This window comes from Rahnella perminowiae, from assembly GCF_019049755.1.
Taxonomy (GTDB): domain Bacteria; phylum Pseudomonadota; class Gammaproteobacteria; order Enterobacterales; family Enterobacteriaceae; genus Rahnella; species Rahnella perminowiae.
Window position 1 is genome coordinate 1 of record NZ_JAFMOS010000554.1, and the last position, 18,318, is coordinate 18,318.

At 53.0% G+C, this 18,318-nt stretch carries 16 protein-coding genes and 1 pseudogene; 11 read left to right on the forward strand and 6 right to left on the reverse strand.

Annotated elements, in window-relative coordinates; genetic code table 11:
- Positions 1-691, forward strand: a 691-nt coding sequence (locus J1785_RS13960; protein WP_217219587.1) for a hypothetical protein, incomplete at its 5' end; no start/stop codon positions are given.
- A 65-nt stretch (positions 692-756) separates the two neighbouring features.
- On the opposite strand, the gene glyS is transcribed toward J1785_RS13960, so the two are convergent.
- From glyS to J1785_RS13985, 5 genes are all read right to left on the reverse strand, one after another.
- A complete protein-coding gene (glyS, locus tag J1785_RS13965; RefSeq protein ID WP_217219588.1) occupies positions 757-2,826 on the reverse strand; it encodes a glycine--tRNA ligase subunit beta in 2,070 nt (689 codons plus the stop codon).
- Between the two features lie 9 nt (positions 2,827-2,835).
- Positions 2,836-3,750, reverse strand: coding sequence for a glycine--tRNA ligase subunit alpha (gene glyQ, locus J1785_RS13970; protein ID WP_014333298.1), 915 nt, complete (start codon positions 3,748-3,750; stop codon positions 2,836-2,838).
- A gap of 245 nt (positions 3,751-3,995) precedes the next feature.
- Positions 3,996-4,280 carry a type II toxin-antitoxin system RelE family toxin gene (locus J1785_RS13975; protein WP_129954049.1) on the reverse strand — a complete coding sequence of 95 codons (285 nt, stop codon included), beginning with the start codon at positions 4,278-4,280 and terminating at the stop codon, positions 3,996-3,998.
- Positions 4,270-4,518 (reverse strand): type II toxin-antitoxin system Phd/YefM family antitoxin, encoded by a 249-nt coding sequence (locus J1785_RS13980; RefSeq protein WP_129991539.1) that lies wholly within the window; start codon positions 4,516-4,518, stop codon positions 4,270-4,272. Before J1785_RS13980 ends, J1785_RS13975 begins: the two co-directional genes overlap by 11 nt.
- Positions 4,519-4,593: 75 nt before the next feature.
- On the reverse strand, positions 4,594-6,600 hold the full coding sequence (locus tag J1785_RS13985) for an autotransporter outer membrane beta-barrel domain-containing protein (RefSeq protein WP_217219590.1): 2,007 nt from the start codon (positions 6,598-6,600) through the stop codon (positions 4,594-4,596).
- Between the two features lie 191 nt (positions 6,601-6,791).
- On the opposite strand from J1785_RS13985, the gene J1785_RS13990 reads away from it, so the two are divergent.
- The 10 genes from J1785_RS13990 (at position 6,792) to ghrB (ending at position 17,788) form a co-directional block, all read left to right on the forward strand.
- The gene (locus J1785_RS13990; protein WP_129954052.1) at positions 6,792-7,364 is read left to right on the forward strand and encodes a DNA-3-methyladenine glycosylase I; all 573 of its coding nucleotides are present in this window, start codon (positions 6,792-6,794) and stop codon (positions 7,362-7,364) included.
- Positions 7,361-7,804 (forward strand): N-acetyltransferase, encoded by a 444-nt coding sequence (locus J1785_RS13995; protein ID WP_129954054.1) that lies wholly within the window; start codon positions 7,361-7,363, stop codon positions 7,802-7,804. Before J1785_RS13990 ends, J1785_RS13995 begins: the two co-directional genes overlap by 4 nt.
- A gap of 221 nt (positions 7,805-8,025) precedes the next feature.
- Positions 8,026-8,688: an OmpA family lipoprotein gene (locus J1785_RS14000; RefSeq protein ID WP_129991541.1), complete on the forward strand. Its 663-nt coding sequence runs from the start codon at positions 8,026-8,028 to the stop codon at positions 8,686-8,688.
- Positions 8,689-8,791: 103 nt separating this feature from the next.
- Complete coding sequence (locus J1785_RS14005) at positions 8,792-9,799, forward strand: LacI family DNA-binding transcriptional regulator (protein WP_129954058.1); 1,008 nt, start codon at positions 8,792-8,794, stop codon at positions 9,797-9,799.
- Positions 9,800-9,940: 141 nt separating this feature from the next.
- On the forward strand, positions 9,941-12,067 hold the full coding sequence (locus tag J1785_RS14010; RefSeq protein ID WP_217219592.1) for an alpha-galactosidase: 2,127 nt from the start codon (positions 9,941-9,943) through the stop codon (positions 12,065-12,067).
- Positions 12,068-12,126: 59 nt separating this feature from the next.
- Complete coding sequence (locus J1785_RS14015; protein WP_129954062.1) at positions 12,127-13,413, forward strand: MFS transporter; 1,287 nt, start codon at positions 12,127-12,129, stop codon at positions 13,411-13,413.
- A gap of 67 nt (positions 13,414-13,480) precedes the next feature.
- Positions 13,481-14,515 carry a LacI family DNA-binding transcriptional regulator gene (locus tag J1785_RS14020; protein WP_217138539.1) on the forward strand — a complete coding sequence of 345 codons (1,035 nt, stop codon included), beginning with the start codon at positions 13,481-13,483 and terminating at the stop codon, positions 14,513-14,515.
- Positions 14,516-14,728: 213 nt separating this feature from the next.
- The gene (locus J1785_RS14025; RefSeq protein WP_129954066.1) at positions 14,729-15,478 is read left to right on the forward strand and encodes a sugar phosphate isomerase/epimerase family protein; all 750 of its coding nucleotides are present in this window, start codon (positions 14,729-14,731) and stop codon (positions 15,476-15,478) included.
- A gap of 43 nt (positions 15,479-15,521) precedes the next feature.
- Entirely contained in the window at positions 15,522-16,814 is a 1,293-nt protein-coding gene (locus J1785_RS14030; RefSeq protein WP_129954068.1) for an MFS transporter, read from the forward strand.
- A complete protein-coding gene (gene ghrB / locus J1785_RS14035; protein ID WP_217158911.1) occupies positions 16,811-17,788 on the forward strand; it encodes a glyoxylate/hydroxypyruvate reductase GhrB in 978 nt (325 codons plus the stop codon). Before J1785_RS14030 ends, ghrB begins: the two co-directional genes overlap by 4 nt.
- Positions 17,789-17,855: 67 nt before the next feature.
- On the opposite strand, the pseudogene J1785_RS14040 reads toward ghrB, so the two are convergent.
- A pseudogene (locus tag J1785_RS14040) lies at positions 17,856-18,318 on the reverse strand (hypothetical protein); the annotation flags it as partial.

Consider the following 18,318-nt stretch of genomic DNA (forward strand, 5'->3'; position numbering starts at 1 on the left):
ATATACACTTGCATTAATGAGTTTATCATCAGTAGCCAGATCTATTTCCGATAACCCTGCCTATTTAAAAATGAAAGAACTGTTCCTTGGATATAAAACTCTTTCCTGTATTTATTCAAGTAACAGAGGATCCAGCGAGATTAACAAAGCCCTTCGCGCAAAAAGAGATCCCCACCTCAGTGCAAATGATGTGATCGAAGGCATGCGTAAATTCAATCACGATATTGAACACCGAAGCCTGAAAGAAGAAAGAGACAAAATTAAGTTCTATTGCAAAAAAATGTCTTACGCCACACTGTGTAAGATGGAAAAATTTATGTATCAACCTAAAGGAGTTAAGGGGACTTATTATCGTGGACAGGATCTGAATTCCAAATTGGCAATTAGCCAGTTTCAAAGTTATATGGACAATGGCACCACCGTAAGCCCGACGTCATTTTTCTCCACTTCCGGCACCCGATCCGTTGCTGAAAAATTCGCCAGAGGTGGTGTTAAGGTACTCTTCAAAATATCCGGGTTCTCCTGCGTGAGGATGAGCGGGGAGTATGCAGATCCTTCAGAAAATGAATTCGTTTTTACCCGTCTGGCAAAATTTAGCGTTAAGGAAGTCAGCGAAGACAGCTCCGGCATGTATCACATCAGCCTCCAAGAAGTCACCGTAGGCAACAATAATAAAGAAATGCCTTATTAAGATCAGAAAACAAAAAGCCAGTTCAAATACGATTTTGAACTGGCTTTTTCATTACCGAACTACCCTTACTGAAGCAGCGAAATATCCGCGACCTGCAGGAACAGCTCACGCAGTTTGGACAGCAGTGTCAGACGGTTGATACGCACCGCTTCGTTCTCGTCCATCACCATGACGGTGTCAAAGAACGTATCGACGGTTTCACGCAATGCAGCCAGCTCCACCAGCGCTTCTTTGTACTGACCAGCCGCAAACAGCGGTTCCAGTTTGTCGCGCAACACCACCAGATGCGTTGCCAGTTTCAGCTCAGCAGGTTCTTTCAGCACCGATGCGTGGACGTGATCGAACAGGACATCCGTGGATTTGGCCAGAATGTTGGAGACACGCTTGTTGGCCGCAGCCAGCGTTGCCGCTTCGTCCAGCGTACGGAAGTAACTCACCGCTTTCACACGGGCATCGAAATCAGCCGGTTTGGTCGGACGGCGTGCCAGCACAGCCTGAATAGTATCGACCGCATGACCTTCTTCCTGATACCACGCACGGAAACGCCCGAGCATAAAATCAACCACATCATCAACAACCCTGGTGTTGGTCAGCTTGTCGCCATACAGACGCACCGCTTCTTCAGTCAGGGTTTGCAGATCGAGCGACAGGTTTTTTTCAACAAGAATACGCAGAACGCCCAGCGCGGCACGACGCAGCGCGAACGGGTCTTTGTCGCCTTTCGGATGTTGACCGATACCAAAGATACCGGCCAGAGTGTCCATCTTGTCAGCGATAGCCAGCGCGCATGCCACCTGCGAAGCCGGTAATTCGTCGCCCGCAAAGCGTGGCTGATACTGTTCGTTCAGCGCAACGGCGACTTCTTCCTGCTCGCCGTCGTGACGTGCATAGTGCATGCCCATCACGCCCTGCGTGTCGGTGAACTCGAAGACCATGTTGGTCATCAGGTCGCATTTTGACAGCAGACCGGCGCGTTTTGCGTTCTCAACGTTGGCACCGATTTTCTCAGCGATCCAGCCAGACAGCGCCTGAATACGGTCGGTTTTGTCGCGCAGCGTCCCCAGCTGTTTCTGGAACAGTACGGTTTCCAGACGCGGCAGGTTGTCTTCGAGACGTTTTTTACGGTCAGTATTGAAGAAAAACTCGGCATCAGCCAGGCGCGGGCGCACCACCTTCTCGTTACCGGAGATGATTTGCTGCGGATCTTTCGATTCGATGTTAGCCACGAAGATGAAGTTCGGCAGAAGTTTACCTGCGGCGTCATACACCGGGAAATACTTCTGGTCACCTTTCATGGTGTAAACCAGCGCTTCTGCCGGCACCGCCAGGAATTTCTCTTCGAATTTAGCCGTCAGTACCACCGGCCATTCCACCAGAGATGCGACTTCTTCCAGCAGGCTTTCGCTCAGATCAGCGATACCGCCAATCTCTTTCGCTGCTTTTTCAGCATCACGTTTGATCAGTGCTTTACGCTCTTCGTAATCAGCAATGACTTTGCCGCGTTCCAGCAGAATTTGCGGATACTGATCGGCATTATCAATCGTGAACTCCGGCTCACCCATGAAGCGGTGACTGCGAATAGTGCGGGCGGAATCAATACCGAGGATTTTCGCCGGAATCAGTTCATCGCCTAACAATAGGGTGACGGTATGCACCGGACGCACGAACTGCACGTCGGAATCGCCCCAGCGCATCAGTTTAGGGATCGGCAATTTGGACAATGAAGTTGCAATCATCGCAGGCAGCAGCTGTTGTGCGCTTTCGCCTTTGACGTGCGCACGGTAAACCAGCCATTCACCTTTGTCAGTGACCAGACGATCGGCCTGATCCACCGTGATACCGCAACCGCGAGCCCAGCCTTCAGCGGCTTTGCCCGGTTTGCCTTCAGCATCAAACGCCTGCGCCACAGCCGGACCGCGTTTTTCAACTTCGCGGTCAGCCTGTGATTCGTGCAGTCCGGAGACTTTCAGCGCCAGACGGCGCGGTGCTGCAAACCATTTTACATCGCCGTGTGGCAGATTCGCCGCATCCAGCTCCGCAGTCAGGTTGGCCGCAAATGATTCAGCAAGGCTGCGCAGAGCCTTCGGTGGCAGTTCTTCCGTGCCGATTTCCACCAGAAATGTTTTTTCAGTCATGGACTTATCTCACTTCTCGTTCTTTTTGCACATCGGGAAGCCCAGCACTTCGCGGGAAGCGTAATACGCCTCAGCTACCGCTTTAGTCAGGGTACGGATGCGCAGAATGTAGCGCTGACGTTCAGTCACAGAAATCGCTTTACGGGCGTCAAGCAGGTTGAAGCAATGTGCCGCTTTCAGGATGCGCTCGTAAGCAGGCAGCGCCAGTGGCTTTTCGAGAGCCAGCAGGGTTTGCGCTTCTTTCTCGTGCTGTTCAAAACAGGTGAAGAGGAAATCAACATCGGCGTATTCGAAGTTGTAAGTAGATTGTTCTACTTCATTCTGATGGAACACGTCACCGTACGTCGTTTTGCCCAGCGGACCGTTGCTCCACACCAGATCGTAAACGCTGTCCACGCCCTGGATATACATCGCCAGACGTTCCAGACCGTAAGTGATTTCACCGGTCACCGGTTTACATTCCAGGCCACCGACCTGCTGGAAGTAAGTGAACTGTGTCACTTCCATGCCGTTCAGCCACACTTCCCAGCCGAGGCCCCAGGCGCCGAGCGTCGGGTTTTCCCAGTTGTCTTCAACAAAGCGAATATCGTGGATCAGCGGGTCGAGGCCCAGCTCTTTCAGCGAGCCGAGGTACAGCTCCTGAATGTTTTCCGGTGAAGGTTTGATCATCACCTGGAACTGATAATAGTGCTGCAGGCGGTTCGGGTTTTCGCCGTAGCGACCGTCAGTCGGACGGCGTGATGGCTGAACATAGGCTGCCGCAAAAGGCTCAGGGCCGAGTGCGCGCAGGCTGGTCATCGGGTGCGAGGTGCCCGCGCCGACTTCCATATCCAGTGGTTGAACAATGGTGCAGCCCTGCTGCGCCCAATAATCCTGCAGTGTCAGGATCAGGCCCTGAAATGTCTTGGTATCAAACTTTTGCATGTTGGTTTCGCACGCGAGAAAGTGGGTGTATACACAAAATACTTCGAGTTGCAGGAAGGCGACAAGCTCGTGAATCCCCGGGAGCTTAGATAACTAAGTGACCGGGGTGAGCGAGCGCAGTCAACGCATCTGCAACTTGAAATATGACGTGTATTAGAGAGTGCGACAGTATACCCGCTGAACGGAAGATAATCAGCCAGAATGACACATCCGTTCTGCCGGATTGGCTTTGGAGACGCAAGTATTTACCGCTTCTCAGCCAGTTTGTACGCTTCGTTGCCTTCGCGTTTACCCACGGCGACAACGGTCACCACGATTTCCTGCTCCTCTACCTGATAAACCAGCCGGTAACCAAGACTCTTTAATTTGATTTTATAGCGGTTGTTTTTAGGGCCGCATAAGCGGGCTGAAGCCACGTGGGGATTCTCCAGCCGCTCAGCCAGTTTCTTTTTAAATTGTTCCTTGATCGTTGGGGCAAGTGCTTTCCATTCTTTTAAAGCTGATTTGAAAAAGTTGAGTTTATAGGTCATCCAGTGTCAGCCCTATCCTTTCTTCACCCTGCCGCGCATCCATTATGCGGTTCAATTCGACGTCTTCTGCAAGACTCAGAAAATAGGCGTAAACATCGGGTGGAACACAATAAAAAGCGGGCTCGTTACGGTTAAGGATGGCCACCGCTTCGCCCTCACCTGCGCTAAACGTTCCCATCGGGTCACGTTTTAGCTCAGTGATACTTGCAGCTGAGGAAGTGAGTATTTCAAATGGCATCGTTTTTCTCCTTTCATGTTATGCCATCAGTATAGCTTTTAAAGACACCTTTTAAAGCACTCTTAAAGATATGTTTTAAAACCGTGCGCTCAGCCCGGCGTTGTAGGAGGTTTGTTCGCCGGAATCCAGTCCGGTAGTTTGTGAAATAGCGGCAAAGGCTGAAATGCTGTGGGTGATTTGCACGTTTAAGCCTGCCGTCATATCCACCCAGTCGTCGTCCTGCTCGCCGGTGGTACGGCTGAACCGGGTGCGGGTGGATTTAATCGCGCCGGTGGTGGTGTAAGTTTTATCCCCAAACTGGCGGTCATACGTGACCTGCGCATACGGATTGACGATGCCGAGTTCGGCATTGACACGCCAGCCGAGCGCACCGACTTGTGAATGGGAAGTCTGATCACCAAAACGCATTGATGTGCTGTTGTTACCCTTCTCGCTGTAGCCGTCGACGCTGCTGTAATCCCAGCTATATTGCGCCACCGGCCCGGTTTTCAGCACCGGCAAAACCGGGAAATCCCAGCCCGCCGTAACGCGCCCGCCGATCTGTTTGCCATCCGTTTCGCCACGCTCGGTACGGGTGGCGGGCCCGAGTGTAATGCGGCGTTTGATGTCGTCATAATTAAGCGAGCCGTAATGCACGTCCCCGTTGATCCAGCCATTTTCGGCGATTTTGATACCGGTGAATGCGGTCGCCATCCAGCCGCGCGTGCGGTAGCTGTAATGATCGGTCGGATCATCCTTATCATCGGAACCGGAAATCATCAGCCCCATCATCCAGCGATCGGTCATCTGATAATCCATGCCGATATTCAGCGAGTGAGACGTCAGATCGCCATCACCCAACCCCATCGACGGGCTGAATTTACTGTCCGCACTTTGTCCGGCATAACCGCCGAACATGCCGAATGTCCCGGCGTCGTTATCCTGGGTGCGCAGTTGCTGATAACGGCTGTCGAGCAATCCCTGAGTATTTCGTGCCAGCGACAGCGATCCCTGACTCAGTGCGGAGGCTTCGAGCGGACCATCGATAACCGACTGCATATACTGAGCCATCAGCGCGTGAGCCTGTGGGGTCGGGTGGAAATGGTCAGAAAACAGGAAGGCTTTGCTGCTGTCGAAACCCGGCAAATTCGAGGTGCATTCCGAGGCTGATGTGCCGACCGGGCAGGCCGTTCCGGCGGTATTGGCGAAACCGTACAACGCCGGATCAGCCACCACTTCGTTGAACAGTCCGTTGATATCCACACGCACAATGTTGCCGCCGGTTCTGGCCAGTGCGATATCTTCGGTGGTGTTATAGGTATCGGTCAGCCCGCCCGCCACGTCTTTCAGCGCGTCGTAAGCCGCTGCCAGTCCTTTGGCGAGAATGTCCTGCACCAGCGGAATATTCGAACCTTCTGCCGCAGCGGCCGCCAGCGCATTATGAATAGCCCCGGTGCGGGCGTCGGCGTTTGGCGTGTTTTGCGCATTCAGATAATGGTATGCGGCTTCCAGCGCCTGTTGCTGCACCGGCAGCAGTCCGACCTGAACAATACCTTCCATCAGCACAGGTGTCAGGCCAATGTTTGGCACCGTCGGTACCACCACTGTGCCGGCACCGGCTTTGAGTAAATCATTCACCTGTGAGGCAGCCTGCGTCGCGCTGTTCGTCGCAATCTCTGCCGCGGTGACCGGGTTCAGGCTGAGCGCTGCCGCCGCCAGATCATTGCCGCCAATCCAGTGAAGATACAGGCCGTTAGGATCGGCTTTACCGCCGGTCGAAGCCAGATAGCTTTTCACCTGATCCTGGGTGGTGTAATCGGAATCCAGCCCCGGCACCGCCACGCCACCGCCTTCGGCATAGTTCAGACCCCCTTTTGAAGACGGGGTTAACGTGGTGCCGATATTGTTCGCCAGGATCTCGTCATAGAGCTGATGGGAACTGCTGTCGAAGGTCCAGCGGCCGATGTTACCCGTGTCGCTCAGGCTGTCACCAAAAACATAAAGCTGATCAAACGCCTGCGCGGGCATCTGTAAGCCGAGACACAGCGCTACCGCGAGTGCCCCCCGGGAGAGTCGTAAAATGGATGTATTTCTGTCTGCCATAACGGTAATTTCCCTAAAATAATGGCGTTCAACGCAAGGATTAAACGTAAGGATTGCGTAATGATTGGCTTTAAATATTGTTCAGATCCGACCAGCGTCAAGGCGGGAGTTTAGAAATTGCGACGTTGCAGAGTTATCCGAGAAGCCACACACTGACGCCACACATTTAGGCCCCTTATAAGGACGACAGAATGGCAACCACCCGATGCAGCTGGGTTTCGAAAGAACCGATTTACCTCGAGTATCACGACAAAGAATGGGGCGTGCCGGTGAAAGACGGCCGTGAATTGTTTGAAATGTTGTGTCTGGAAGGTCAGCAGGCCGGGCTGTCGTGGATCACCGTGCTGAGAAAGCGCGACAACTATCGCCAGAATTTCCATCACTTTGACCCGGTACGCATTGCAAAAATGACCGATGATGACGTCGAGCAGTTGGTGCTCGACGCCGGCATCATCCGCCATCGCGGCAAAATCAAAGCCATTATCGTCAACGCACAGGCGTATCTGGCGATGCAGGCCAATGGTGAAGACTTCTCTGAATTCATCTGGAATTTTGTTGGCGGCCAACCGGTCATCAATAATCCGCTGGGCCCGGAAGGTATTCCGGCCACCACCGCCGTGTCAGACGCCATGTCCAGGGCACTGAAAAAGAAAGGCTTTAAGTTTACCGGCCCGACAATTTGTTATGCCTTTATGCAGGCGGCAGGGCTGGTGAACGATCATCAGTCCTATTGCTTCTGCCACCCTGCGAATCAGCCGTCATGATCCGCGCTGCGCGGCCCGCCGATACCGAAGCCATTCTGATGCTCTGGCTGCGCAGTTCATTGCTTTCCCACGCATTTATCGCCGAGTCCTACTGGATTGAAAGCCTGCAAATGGTCAGGGAAGATTTTCTGCCCAAAGCCAGAACCTGGGTTGATTGCGACGAAAATGATCAGGTTTGCGGCTTCATCAGTGTGCTGAATCAGCAGTTTATCGGCGCACTGTTTGTCGAAGCCTCACACTACGGAGATGGCACCGCCCGGCGTCTGATGGCGGCGGCAAAAGAGGCATATCCGGTGCTGTTACTGGAGGTTTACCAGCAGAATCATCGCGCCGTCTCGTTCTACCGTAAGGAAAATTTTGAGATAACTGCCAACACCCGCCATCCCGGGACTGATCTGCCAACGTATATTCTGCGCTGGTATTGTCCCCTTTCAGAATAAGTTCCTAAAATACGAAAAAATACAAAAACGGATATCCGGAATTCTCCTACTGCTTAACCTGCCAAAATTGCGCATAAAGAGCGCCGGAACGCCGCAGGACTGATGTCCTCCCGTTGCATTTGTTTATGTTTTGACACCTTTTTTTGTGCAACTTGTTGGAAAGCAGGTAGTCATAATGCAGCGGTAAAGTTCTAAATAATAAACATCCTGAAGGAAATAAGATGAGCAAAAGATTACTTGTGGTTGCGGGCGTACTTTGCGTCACCCTGGGCCTGTCAGCCTGTACCACTAACCCTTACACCGGCGAATCAGAAGCAGGGAAATCCGGCATTGGCGCAGGTCTTGGTGCCGCGCTTGGCGCCGGTGTCGGGATGCTGTCTTCCTCTAAACATGATCGCGGCAAAGGCGCCCTGATCGGTGCCGCAGCGGGTGCCGCACTGGGTGGCGGTGCAGGTTATTACATGGATGTGCAGGAAGCTAAACTGCGAGATAAAATGAAAGGCACTGGCGTCAGCGTGACGCGTCAGGGCGACAATATCGTGCTGAATATGCCGAATAATGTCACCTTCGACACCAACAGCAGTACGCTGAAACCGGCAGGCGCAAATACGCTGACCGGCGTGGCGATGGTATTGAAAGAGTATCCGAAAACCGCGGTTAACGTGATCGGTTACACCGACAGCACCGGTACCCGCGCACTCAACATGAAACTGTCGCAGCAACGTGCTGACGGCGTGGGCAGCGCACTGATCACCCAGGGCGTTGAAGGCAGCCGCGTACACACCACCGGCGCAGGCCCGGATAATCCGATCGCCAGCAACAGTACCGAAGCTGGCAAAGCGCAAAACCGTCGTGTAGAAATCACGCTGAGCCCGTTGCAATAAAGTTTGCAGACTCTCAGTCATCACGGGGCCAAATGGCCCCGTTTTGTTTGGCTTATGATATTCTCCCGCAACGTGCCTTCCAAACTGCGTTACGGGTGTCAGTATGTCTCTGAAAGCAATCGCGAAAGATCTCGGTATTTCCGTAACCACAGTCAGCCGTGCGCTGAACGGTTACGACGACGTTTCAGCAGAGACCAAAGCCCGGGTTCAGGCGGCGGCAAATGCGCGCGGATATCGTCCAAATACCCTCGCCCGCCGCTTAAAAATGGGTAAGATCGACGCCGTTGGCCTCATTTTCCCCTTCAGTTCCCATCCTTTAAGTAATTCTGCGTTTATCGAAATGGTCGGTTGTATCACGCGTGAGCTGGCCAAACATGAAATCGATCTGTTACTGGTGCCGGACGAACTGGGCACGTTTTCGTGGCAGCGTCTGATTGAAAGCAAACGCGTCGATGCGATGCTGGTGGCGCATACACTTGACAACGATCCCCGGCTGCTGGATTTGCAGCAACGTAATTTCCCGTTTCTGGCCCTCGGCCGCAGCGGGTGTCTGACACAGGATTATGCCTGGTTCGATTTCGATAACCGCGCCGGTATGCAGATGGCGGTGGATCACCTCGCCGCGCTCGGCCATCGGCGCATCGCGTTTCTCGGCGAAAATAATCAGCAATCTTTTATCGGCCAGCGCTATCAGGGATATCTTGACGGGTTGCGGATAAACGCGCTGCCGGTGAACACCGGCTATATGCATAAAATCAATCCAAGCCGTCGGGCCGGTTATCAGGCCACGCAGGCAATGCTGGCATTACCGGTGCCGCCTACGGCAATTGTCTGCGACTGCAATATGCACGGTGAAGGCGCAGCACTGGCGTTGCATGAAGCCGGTTTATTGCTCAGCGGCGGTGTGTCGCTGATTATCTTTGACGGATTGCCGTACGACAGCGTGCCGGATGTGGCAGTGACCGCCGTCCGTCAGGGCACCCGCGAAGCGGTGGGGCTGCAAATCGCTAATATGACAATGTCGCTTATCCGCAATGAACCGCTGAAGGATTTACAGGTTCTGTGGCAGCCGGAATTACAGGCGGGCGTTACCGCACATCCACCACGCTGATACTTCCCCTTTCGATTATTTTTCCACCCTATATCACAAATCTGACGCTACACATTTCCCATCCGAAACGTTTCGGATCCATAGTAATCCGACTAACCCGCTTTTTTGCAGACACAATTTTTCTGACGGAGTCGTGAAACTATGGAAAACCAGTTCGTCCATTTAACCGCCGCGCACACCAGCCTGATCGTCCGCTGCACCCCGTTCGCCGAAATCCTTTACTGGGGTAACCGCCTCAGCCAGTTTTCAGCCGATGACATCATTTCCCTGAGCCGCGCGGTGCCCAATGGCCGGATTGATGTGGAAGCGCCGGTGAATGTCAGCGCAGATACCGGACGTGGTTCCTTTGGTGCGCCGGGCATGGAAGGCCATCGCGACGGGCTGGACTGGTCACCGGTGTTTAATACCACGCAGGTGGAGCACGACGGCAATCAGCTGATTCTCCTCACTGAAGATCCCATCGCCGGCCTGCAATTTCGCAGCGAATTGCGTCTGGATGACAGCGGCATTTTGCAGACGCGCAATGCCCTGACCAATCTTAAACCCGGCGCCTATCAGGTGACGCGACTGGCCGTCACGCTGCCGCTGCCGGAACGTGCCGCCGAAGTGATGGCTTTTCATGGCCGCTGGATCAGGGAATTTCAGCCACACCGTACCCTGCTCGATCACGGCGGCATCATTCAGGAAAACCGCCGGGGGAAAACCTCCTCCGAATATTTCCCGGCAATGATGATCGGTCATCCGGGTTTCAGCGAAGAACAGGGTGAGGTCTGGGGAATGCATCTGGGCTGGAGTGGCAACCACAGGCTGCGCGCTGACATTAAAGTCGACGGTCGCCGTCTGGTGCAAGCCGAAGCACTGTATTTTCCGGGTGAGCAAAAACTGGAACAAGGCGAAACGCTGGAAACCCCGTGGCTGTATGCCGGCTTTTCCAGGACTGGCCTGAATGGCATGAGCCAGCAATTCCACCGCTTTGTGCGCGAACAGATTCTGCGCTTCCCGGATCAAAAACCGCGGCCTGTACACCTTAATACCTGGGAAGGGATTTATTTTAAACATGATCCTGACTACATCATGCAGATGGCCACCGAATCAGCGGCATTAGGCGTTGAACGCTTCATTATCGACGACGGCTGGTTCCGGGGACGTGACCATGACCGTGCGGCCCTGGGTGACTGGTATCTCGACGAGAAAAAGTACCCGCACGGCCTGAAACCGGTGATCGACCATGTCAAAAAACTCGGCATGGAATTTGGTATCTGGGTCGAGCCGGAAATGATTAACCCGGATTCCGATTTATACCGTGCGCATCCTGACTGGCTACTGGCATTACCCGGCTATCAGCAACCCAGCGGACGACATCAGTATGTGCTTGATCTGAACAACCGGCAGGTCTTTGACTATCTGTTGGAACGCATGAGCTGGCTGCTCGGTGAGCACGATGTGGATTATGTGAAATGGGACATGAACCGCGAAATTGTGCAGCCGGGGCATGAAGGCCGCGCGGCGCTGACAACACAGACGCAGCAATTTTACCATCTGCTGGATGTACTGGGCGAACGCTTCCCGCACATTGAGTTTGAATCCTGCGCATCCGGCGGTGGCCGCATTGATTATGAAGTGCTTAAACGCAGCCACCGTTTCTGGACTTCCGACAATAATGACGCGCTGGAACGGCAGAAAATCCAGCGCGGTATGAGCTATTTTTTCCCACCGGAAGTCATGGGAGCACATATCGGCAACAAACTGTGCCACGCCACCTCGCGCCAGCACAGCATTGAATTTCGCGGACTGACGGCGCTGTTCGGACACATGGGTATTGAGCTGGATCCGGTGAAAGAAGGTGAGGCCGAACGCGCAGGTTTCGCGAAATACACCCGGCTTCATCAGCAGCTTCGGCCGTTATTGCACAGCGGAAACGTGTATCGGGTGGATACCCATGACAAGACGGTGCTGATTAACGGAGTGGTCAGTCAAAACGCCGATCACGCCGTATTCCTGATCAGCCAGCTGGCGATGCCCACCTGGTCATTGCCTGGTGCCTTGCGCGTGCCGGGGCTGAAACCCGCCGCACGTTATCGCGTGACGGTGCTGGACGAACCGCCATTGCTGGCAGGCGGCGGCAGCGGTCACACCATGCGTGCGCAACCGGCATGGCTGCATGAATCTCCGGTATTGAGCGGCGAATGGCTGGCAAATGCCGGGCTGACGCTGCCGGTGCTGGATCCTGAAAGTGCCCTGCTTCTGGGCTTCGAAGAAGTCCGATAACAACAAAAATACGCCGGTACGACAGTGCCGGTTTTCATGGTTTCGGCAAGGAAATCACTATGACCCCTACACAAACCTCCGATCGTTGCTTCTATAAAAACAATACTAATTTCTGGATATTTGGCAGCTATTTCTTCCTCTATTTTTTCATCATGGCGACCTGTTATCCGTTTTTACCCATCTGGCTTTCTGACATTATCGGCCTGAGTAAAACGGAAACCGGCATTGTGTTTTCCAGCATGTCTTTGTTTGCCATTCTGTTTCAGCCGGTTTTCGGCATCATTTCTGACAAGCTCGGCCTGAAGAAACACCTTCTGTGGATCATCGCCGTACTGCTGTTTCTGTTCGCGCCGTTCTTTATTTACGTTTTCGCGCCCTTGTTAAAACTGAATATCGTGCTCGGCGCGATACTCGGCGGCGCCTATATCGGTTTCGTGTTTGCGGGCGGATCAGGTGCAACCGAGGCCTATATCGAAAGGGTCAGCCGCAACAGTTCGTTTGAATACGGCAAGGCGCGGATGTTCGGCTGTTTCGGCTGGGGGATTTGTGCTTCAACGGCAGGCGTGCTGTTTAACATCAACCCGGATATTGTGTTCTGGATGGGTTCCGGCGCAGCGGTGATCCTGATGATTCTGCTGTTGATTGCCCGTCCGCAGGAAAACAAAAACGCGCTGGTTTTGAATAAACTTGGCGCCAATCAGTCGCAATTCTCGCTGAAAACGGCAGCTTTATTGCTGAAAGAACGCAAGCTGTGGATGCTGATTTTATATGTGGTTGGCGTGGCCTGTGTCTATGACGTATTCGATCAACAATTCGCCACCTTCTTCAAAACCTTCTTCGCTTCCCCGCAGCAGGGCACCGAAATGTTCGGCTATGTCACCACGGCAGGCGAGCTGTGTAACGCACTGATTATGTTCTGTTCACCGTGGATCATTAACCGTATCGGCGCAAAAAACACCTTACTGCTGGCGGGTACGATTATGTCTATCCGCATTGTCGGTTCGTCGTTTGCCACCACGGCAATCGAAGTGATTTTACTGAAGATGCTGCACGCGCTGGAAGTGCCATTCCTGCTGGTTGGCGTATTCAAATACATCACACAGATTTTTGATGTCCGGTTCTCCGCGACCCTTTATCTGATCGGCTTTAACTTTGCCAAACAGCTGGCGGCGATTTTCCTTTCGGCCTTCGCGGGGAATTTGTATGACCGGATAGGATTCAGCGATACTTATCTGATCCTCGGCGGTATCGCCTTCGGGGTCACGATCATTTCGGCATTTACCCTGAGCAGCCGGCCAAAGGCAGAAGCCACGCCGCCAATACACACGGCAGAAAGTTTGCGCTGACTGGCGGGTGCAGCCTTTCGGCACTCTGTGCTAGTCTCCGTGGGATAAGCATGAGGGGAGAAAGGCTGTGAGTAAAAAACAGGAACCGGGCGTGACGGTCCGCGCCACGATACGTGATGTCGCCAGTGCTGCCAAAACCGGCAAAACCAGCGTGTCGCGTTATCTCAACGGCGAAAAACACCTGCTGTCTGATGCGCTGAAAGAGCGTATCGGACGGGCAATCTCCCTGCTGGATTATCAGCCCAGCCAGATGGCCCGCAGCCTGAAAAGCGGGCAAACGCGCCTGGTGGGGCTTATCCTTGCAGATATTACTAACCCGTATTCGGTTGAAGTGATGCGTGGCGTCGAAGCCGCCTGTCGTCAGGAGGGCCTGACTCTGCTGGTGTGTAACACCAATAATGAGCTGGATCAGGAAAAGCATTACCTGCAATTGCTCAGCAGCTATCGTGTCGATGGTATCGTGGTGAATGCCGTCGGGATGCGCGAGGCGGCAATTTCCACGCTGCAACAGGCTAATTTACCGATGGTCCTGATTGACCGCAAAGTCGCGAATTTCGCCTGCGATGTCATCGGGTTGAACAACATTGAAGCCACACAGATGATGACCGGTCATCTCCTGAAGCAGGGTTTCGAAGCCCTGCTTTTTATCAGTGAACCTGCCACCATTAATACCCGTTTTGACCGCTTACACGCCTTCCTGAAATGTATGCAGCAATACCCGCAGAACATTGCTGAACAGGGCGAAATTGAGCTGAACAATACCGAAGGGCTCGATAATCTGTTGAAAGATTTTGTGGCAAGGCATGCGGATAAACACAAAGCCGTGATGTGCGTGAATGGTGCACTGACGCTACAGGTCGCGCGTGCTATGCAGAGGCTGAATATCCGCTGGGGACCCGACATCGGTTTATCCGGTTTCGATGAGCTGGTCTGGGCTGATCTGGCGGGCGTGGGCATCACCACGCTCAGGCAACCCACCTATGATATGGGTGTTGCGGCACTCAGACAGCTGGTGACCCGGATTCAGGGCAATTCTGACCCTGTGGCTGAGCTGGAATTTTCCGGTGAGCTGGTTGTGCGTGGTTCAACAGCCGCGCGCTGATCCCTTTTCTTCTCCCGCTACCTGTCCGTTCTTCGTGAGCGGGATCATATTTTTGCGCTTTTGTTCTGTCGATTGGAACCGGTTCCAATTAGGTTGTATAAAACGAAACAAAACGTTAACAACAGCTCGACCTGTCATTTGTTCCACTAAAATGAGGTTTCGGAAATGATTGTCTGCACCGGTTTTACCGGGTGCTTTACAGGATAAATATTCATGAAAAGAGAAATCGTCATTGTCACCGCCGCCTACGGCAACAGTGTGGTAAAAGCCCGTGGCGGCCAGACAGCGCTGCTTTCAGTGATTGCTGATGCAAAGGCCGACGGCGTGGAAATTCGCCGCGAATTATTCTCTGCCGGAGAGCTGGATTCGCTGCCAACGCTGGCAGAAAAAATCCAAAATCATGGATTGTTTGCTGTGTACTCCGTGCCTTTTCCGCTGTTTTCACCAGGTGGCAAGCTTAACCCTGATGCACCACAATATTTTGAAGAGGCGCGGATTCTCAATGCACGCACAGTTAAGTTTTCTCTCGGCGAATTTGAGCCGGGCCAGGATCTGACGCCGTTGAAAGTCGTGCTGGCATCAAGCCCGGTGAAACTGGTGGTTGAGAATGACCAGTCACCGGATTGTGGCATTCTGTCGCGCATTAACGCCTTTATGTTTGCTGCTGAGTCGCTGCATCTGCCGTTAAGCATGACGTTCGACATGGCCAACTGGCTGTGGGTCGGACAGGATCCGGCGGTTGCTGCTGAACGTCTGGCGCGTCACGTGGGTTATGTGCATGTCAAAGCAGCCCAAAAACGTAGCGGGAAATGGCATGCCGTTGCACTCGATGACAGCGACGGCAGCTGGGAACCTTTATTAAAAATTCTGCCTCAGGATGTTCCGCGCGGTATCGAATTCCCGCTTGAAGGGGATGATCTGACCGCGGTGACGCGCTATTACGTAGAACTGTTACGTCAGTAAGCGGAGACGGGAACGTGCTGATGCACTATCAGGAGAACGCGTTATGAATCAGTCCAGGATCGCCACCCGCCGCTGGTGGTACATCATGCCTGTCGTGTTCATCACTTACAGTCTGGCGTATGTTGACCGCTCGAACTTCAGTTTTGCTTCGGCGGCCGGTATCAACGACGATTTGGGCATCACCAAAGGAATGTCGTCCCTGCTCGGGGCACTGTTTTTTCTGGGTTATTTCTTCTTCCAGATCCCAGGCACGATTTATGCTGAGCGCCGCAGTGTTAAAAAACTGATTTTCTGGTGTTTATTGTTGTGGGGGGGATTTGCCTCTTTAACCGGCGTGGTGACCAACATTCCTATGCTGGCGGTGATCCGCTTCGCACTCGGCGTGGTTGAAGCCGCCGTCATGCCCGCTATGTTGGTGTATATCAGCAACTGGTTCACAAAATCCGAACGTTCCCGTGCCAACACTTTTCTGATCCTCGGTAATCCGGTGACAGTATTGTGGATGTCAGTACTTTCCGGCTATCTGATCAAATCGTTTGGCTGGCGAGAGATGTTTATCTTCGAAGGTATTCCGGCGATTATCTGGGCGGTTATCTGGTGGTTTACCGTCAAAGATAAACCCGAAGAAGTCAGCTGGCTGAGCGATCGGGAGAAACAGGCGCTGGCCGCGCAACTGGAAAAAGAGCAGAAAAATATTCAGGCGGTCGGCGGTTACCGCGAAGCCTTCCGCTCGCGCAATGTGGTGCTGCTTTGTCTGCAATATTTCTTCTGGAGCATTGGCGTGTATGGTTTTGTGCTCTGGCTGCCGTCGATTTTACGCGACGGCAAATCAATGGGCATGGTCGAAGCGGGCTGGTTATCCTCCGCCCCTTATCTGGCCGCCACGCTCGCGATGATTCTGGTGTCCTGGGCATCGGACAAAATGCAAAACCGTAAGTTGTTTGTCTGGCCGTTATTGCTGGTGGGCGCACTGGCGTTCTTTGGTTCATGGGCCGCGGGCACAAATAATTTCTGGCTTTCGTACAGTTTACTGGTGGTCGCTGCTGCGGCAATGTATGCCCCGTACGGCCCCTTCTTTGCCATCATTCCTGAAATGCTGCCGAAAAATGTTTCCGGTGGCGCAATGGCATTAATCAACAGTCTCGGTGCGCTGGGCTCGTTCTTTGGTTCCTGGTTTGTTGGTTATCTCAACGGGAATACGGGCAGCCCGGCAGCATCCTTCATTTTCATGGCCGTGTCGTTACTGGTTTCCGCAGGCCTGACCCTGCTGGTGAGACCACGACAGGCCAACATTCAGCCGAAAGAAGTTTCCTTAACCCAAGGGAGTAAGTCATGAAGCCGTCTATTGTTCTATATAAAAAATTACCCGCAGATTTGCATCAGCGTCTGGAAGAGCATTTCACCATCACTGAATTTGATGGCATCACGGATAAAAATCGCGCTCAGGTTTTTGATGCGCTGCAAAACGCGGAAGGATTACTGGGTTCTGGCGGGAAAGTGGATAAGGAATTGTTTGACCATGCGCCGCGCCTGCGGGCTGTCTCAACAATTTCAGTGGGTTATGATAATTTCGATGTAAAAGAACTGACCCGTCGCCAGATCCCGATGATGCATACTCCGACGGCGCTGACCGATACCGTAGCCGATACGGTGATGGCGCTGGTGCTTGCCACCGCCCGTCGTGTGGTGAATGTGGCCGAGCGTGTAAAGGCCGGTGAATGGAATGAAAACATTGGCGAAGACTGGTTCGGCACCGACGTGCATCATAAAACCATGGGTATCGTCGGCATGGGCCGTATCGGCCTGGCGCTGGCACAACGTGCCCATTTTGGCTTCGACATGCCCATTCTGTACAACGCGCGCAGTCAACATAAAGAAGCCGAAGAGCGTTTTGGCGCCCGTAAATGTGAGCTGGATGAACTGCTGAAAGCGTCAGATTTCGTTTGTGTTCTGCTGCCAATGACGGAGCAGACTTTCCATCTGATTGGCAAAGAGCAACTGGCAAAAATGAAATCCAGCGCCATTTTGATTAGCGCTGGCCGTGGCCCTGTGATTGATGAGCCGGCACTGATTGATGCGCTGAAAGCCAAAACCATTTATGGCGCAGGTTTGGATGTATTTGAAACGGAACCGCTGCCAAAAGACTCACCGCTTCTGAGCCTGCCGAACGTGGTTGCCCTGCCCCACATCGGATCTGCAACTCATGAAACCCGTTATGACATGGCTGCCTGTGCCGTAGATAACCTGATTGCGGCGCTGAAAGGCGACGTCAAACAATTCTGCGTTAACCCGGAAGTTCTGCAGAAATAGGTGAGGGCAATGAAGCGGACCGGCCCGGGCCATGACCTGATGGCCGGTCTGTTAAGTTGGTGAAGGGTCAGAGGTATTTCATTAATATCTCTCTGATCTGCCTGTCAGCTTTTCTCGCATACACTTCCTGGTTAAATGCCAGAAGACTATTTTTCAGCGCCGGGGCGGGGACATCATCGGGTGTCAAAAGTTTGTAGGCGATACTGCCATCATAGGGGTTTCTGCCAGCGACCATCGACTCGAATTTGTTGAGCAATTCTTCGCCCCCCAGCGCGTTGGCACGTTTATTTAAACCTTCGATAAGAGGCTCTTTCCAGGGTTGCTTGTCGTAATACGGTAAGCTCTTTTTCAATGACAGATAGTCGGAAAGACTTTGGTCGCCGGACATCATGCCGGTTTTACTGATACTGGTAAGATTTTTGAACATCGTTGAAGGAAGCGTTTTAGTAATACAAATATGAATTTTTTTATTACCGGCCCCCCGGTTGTAACCGTGATTGATGACTTTACTTTCATCGGTTATTGAAGAG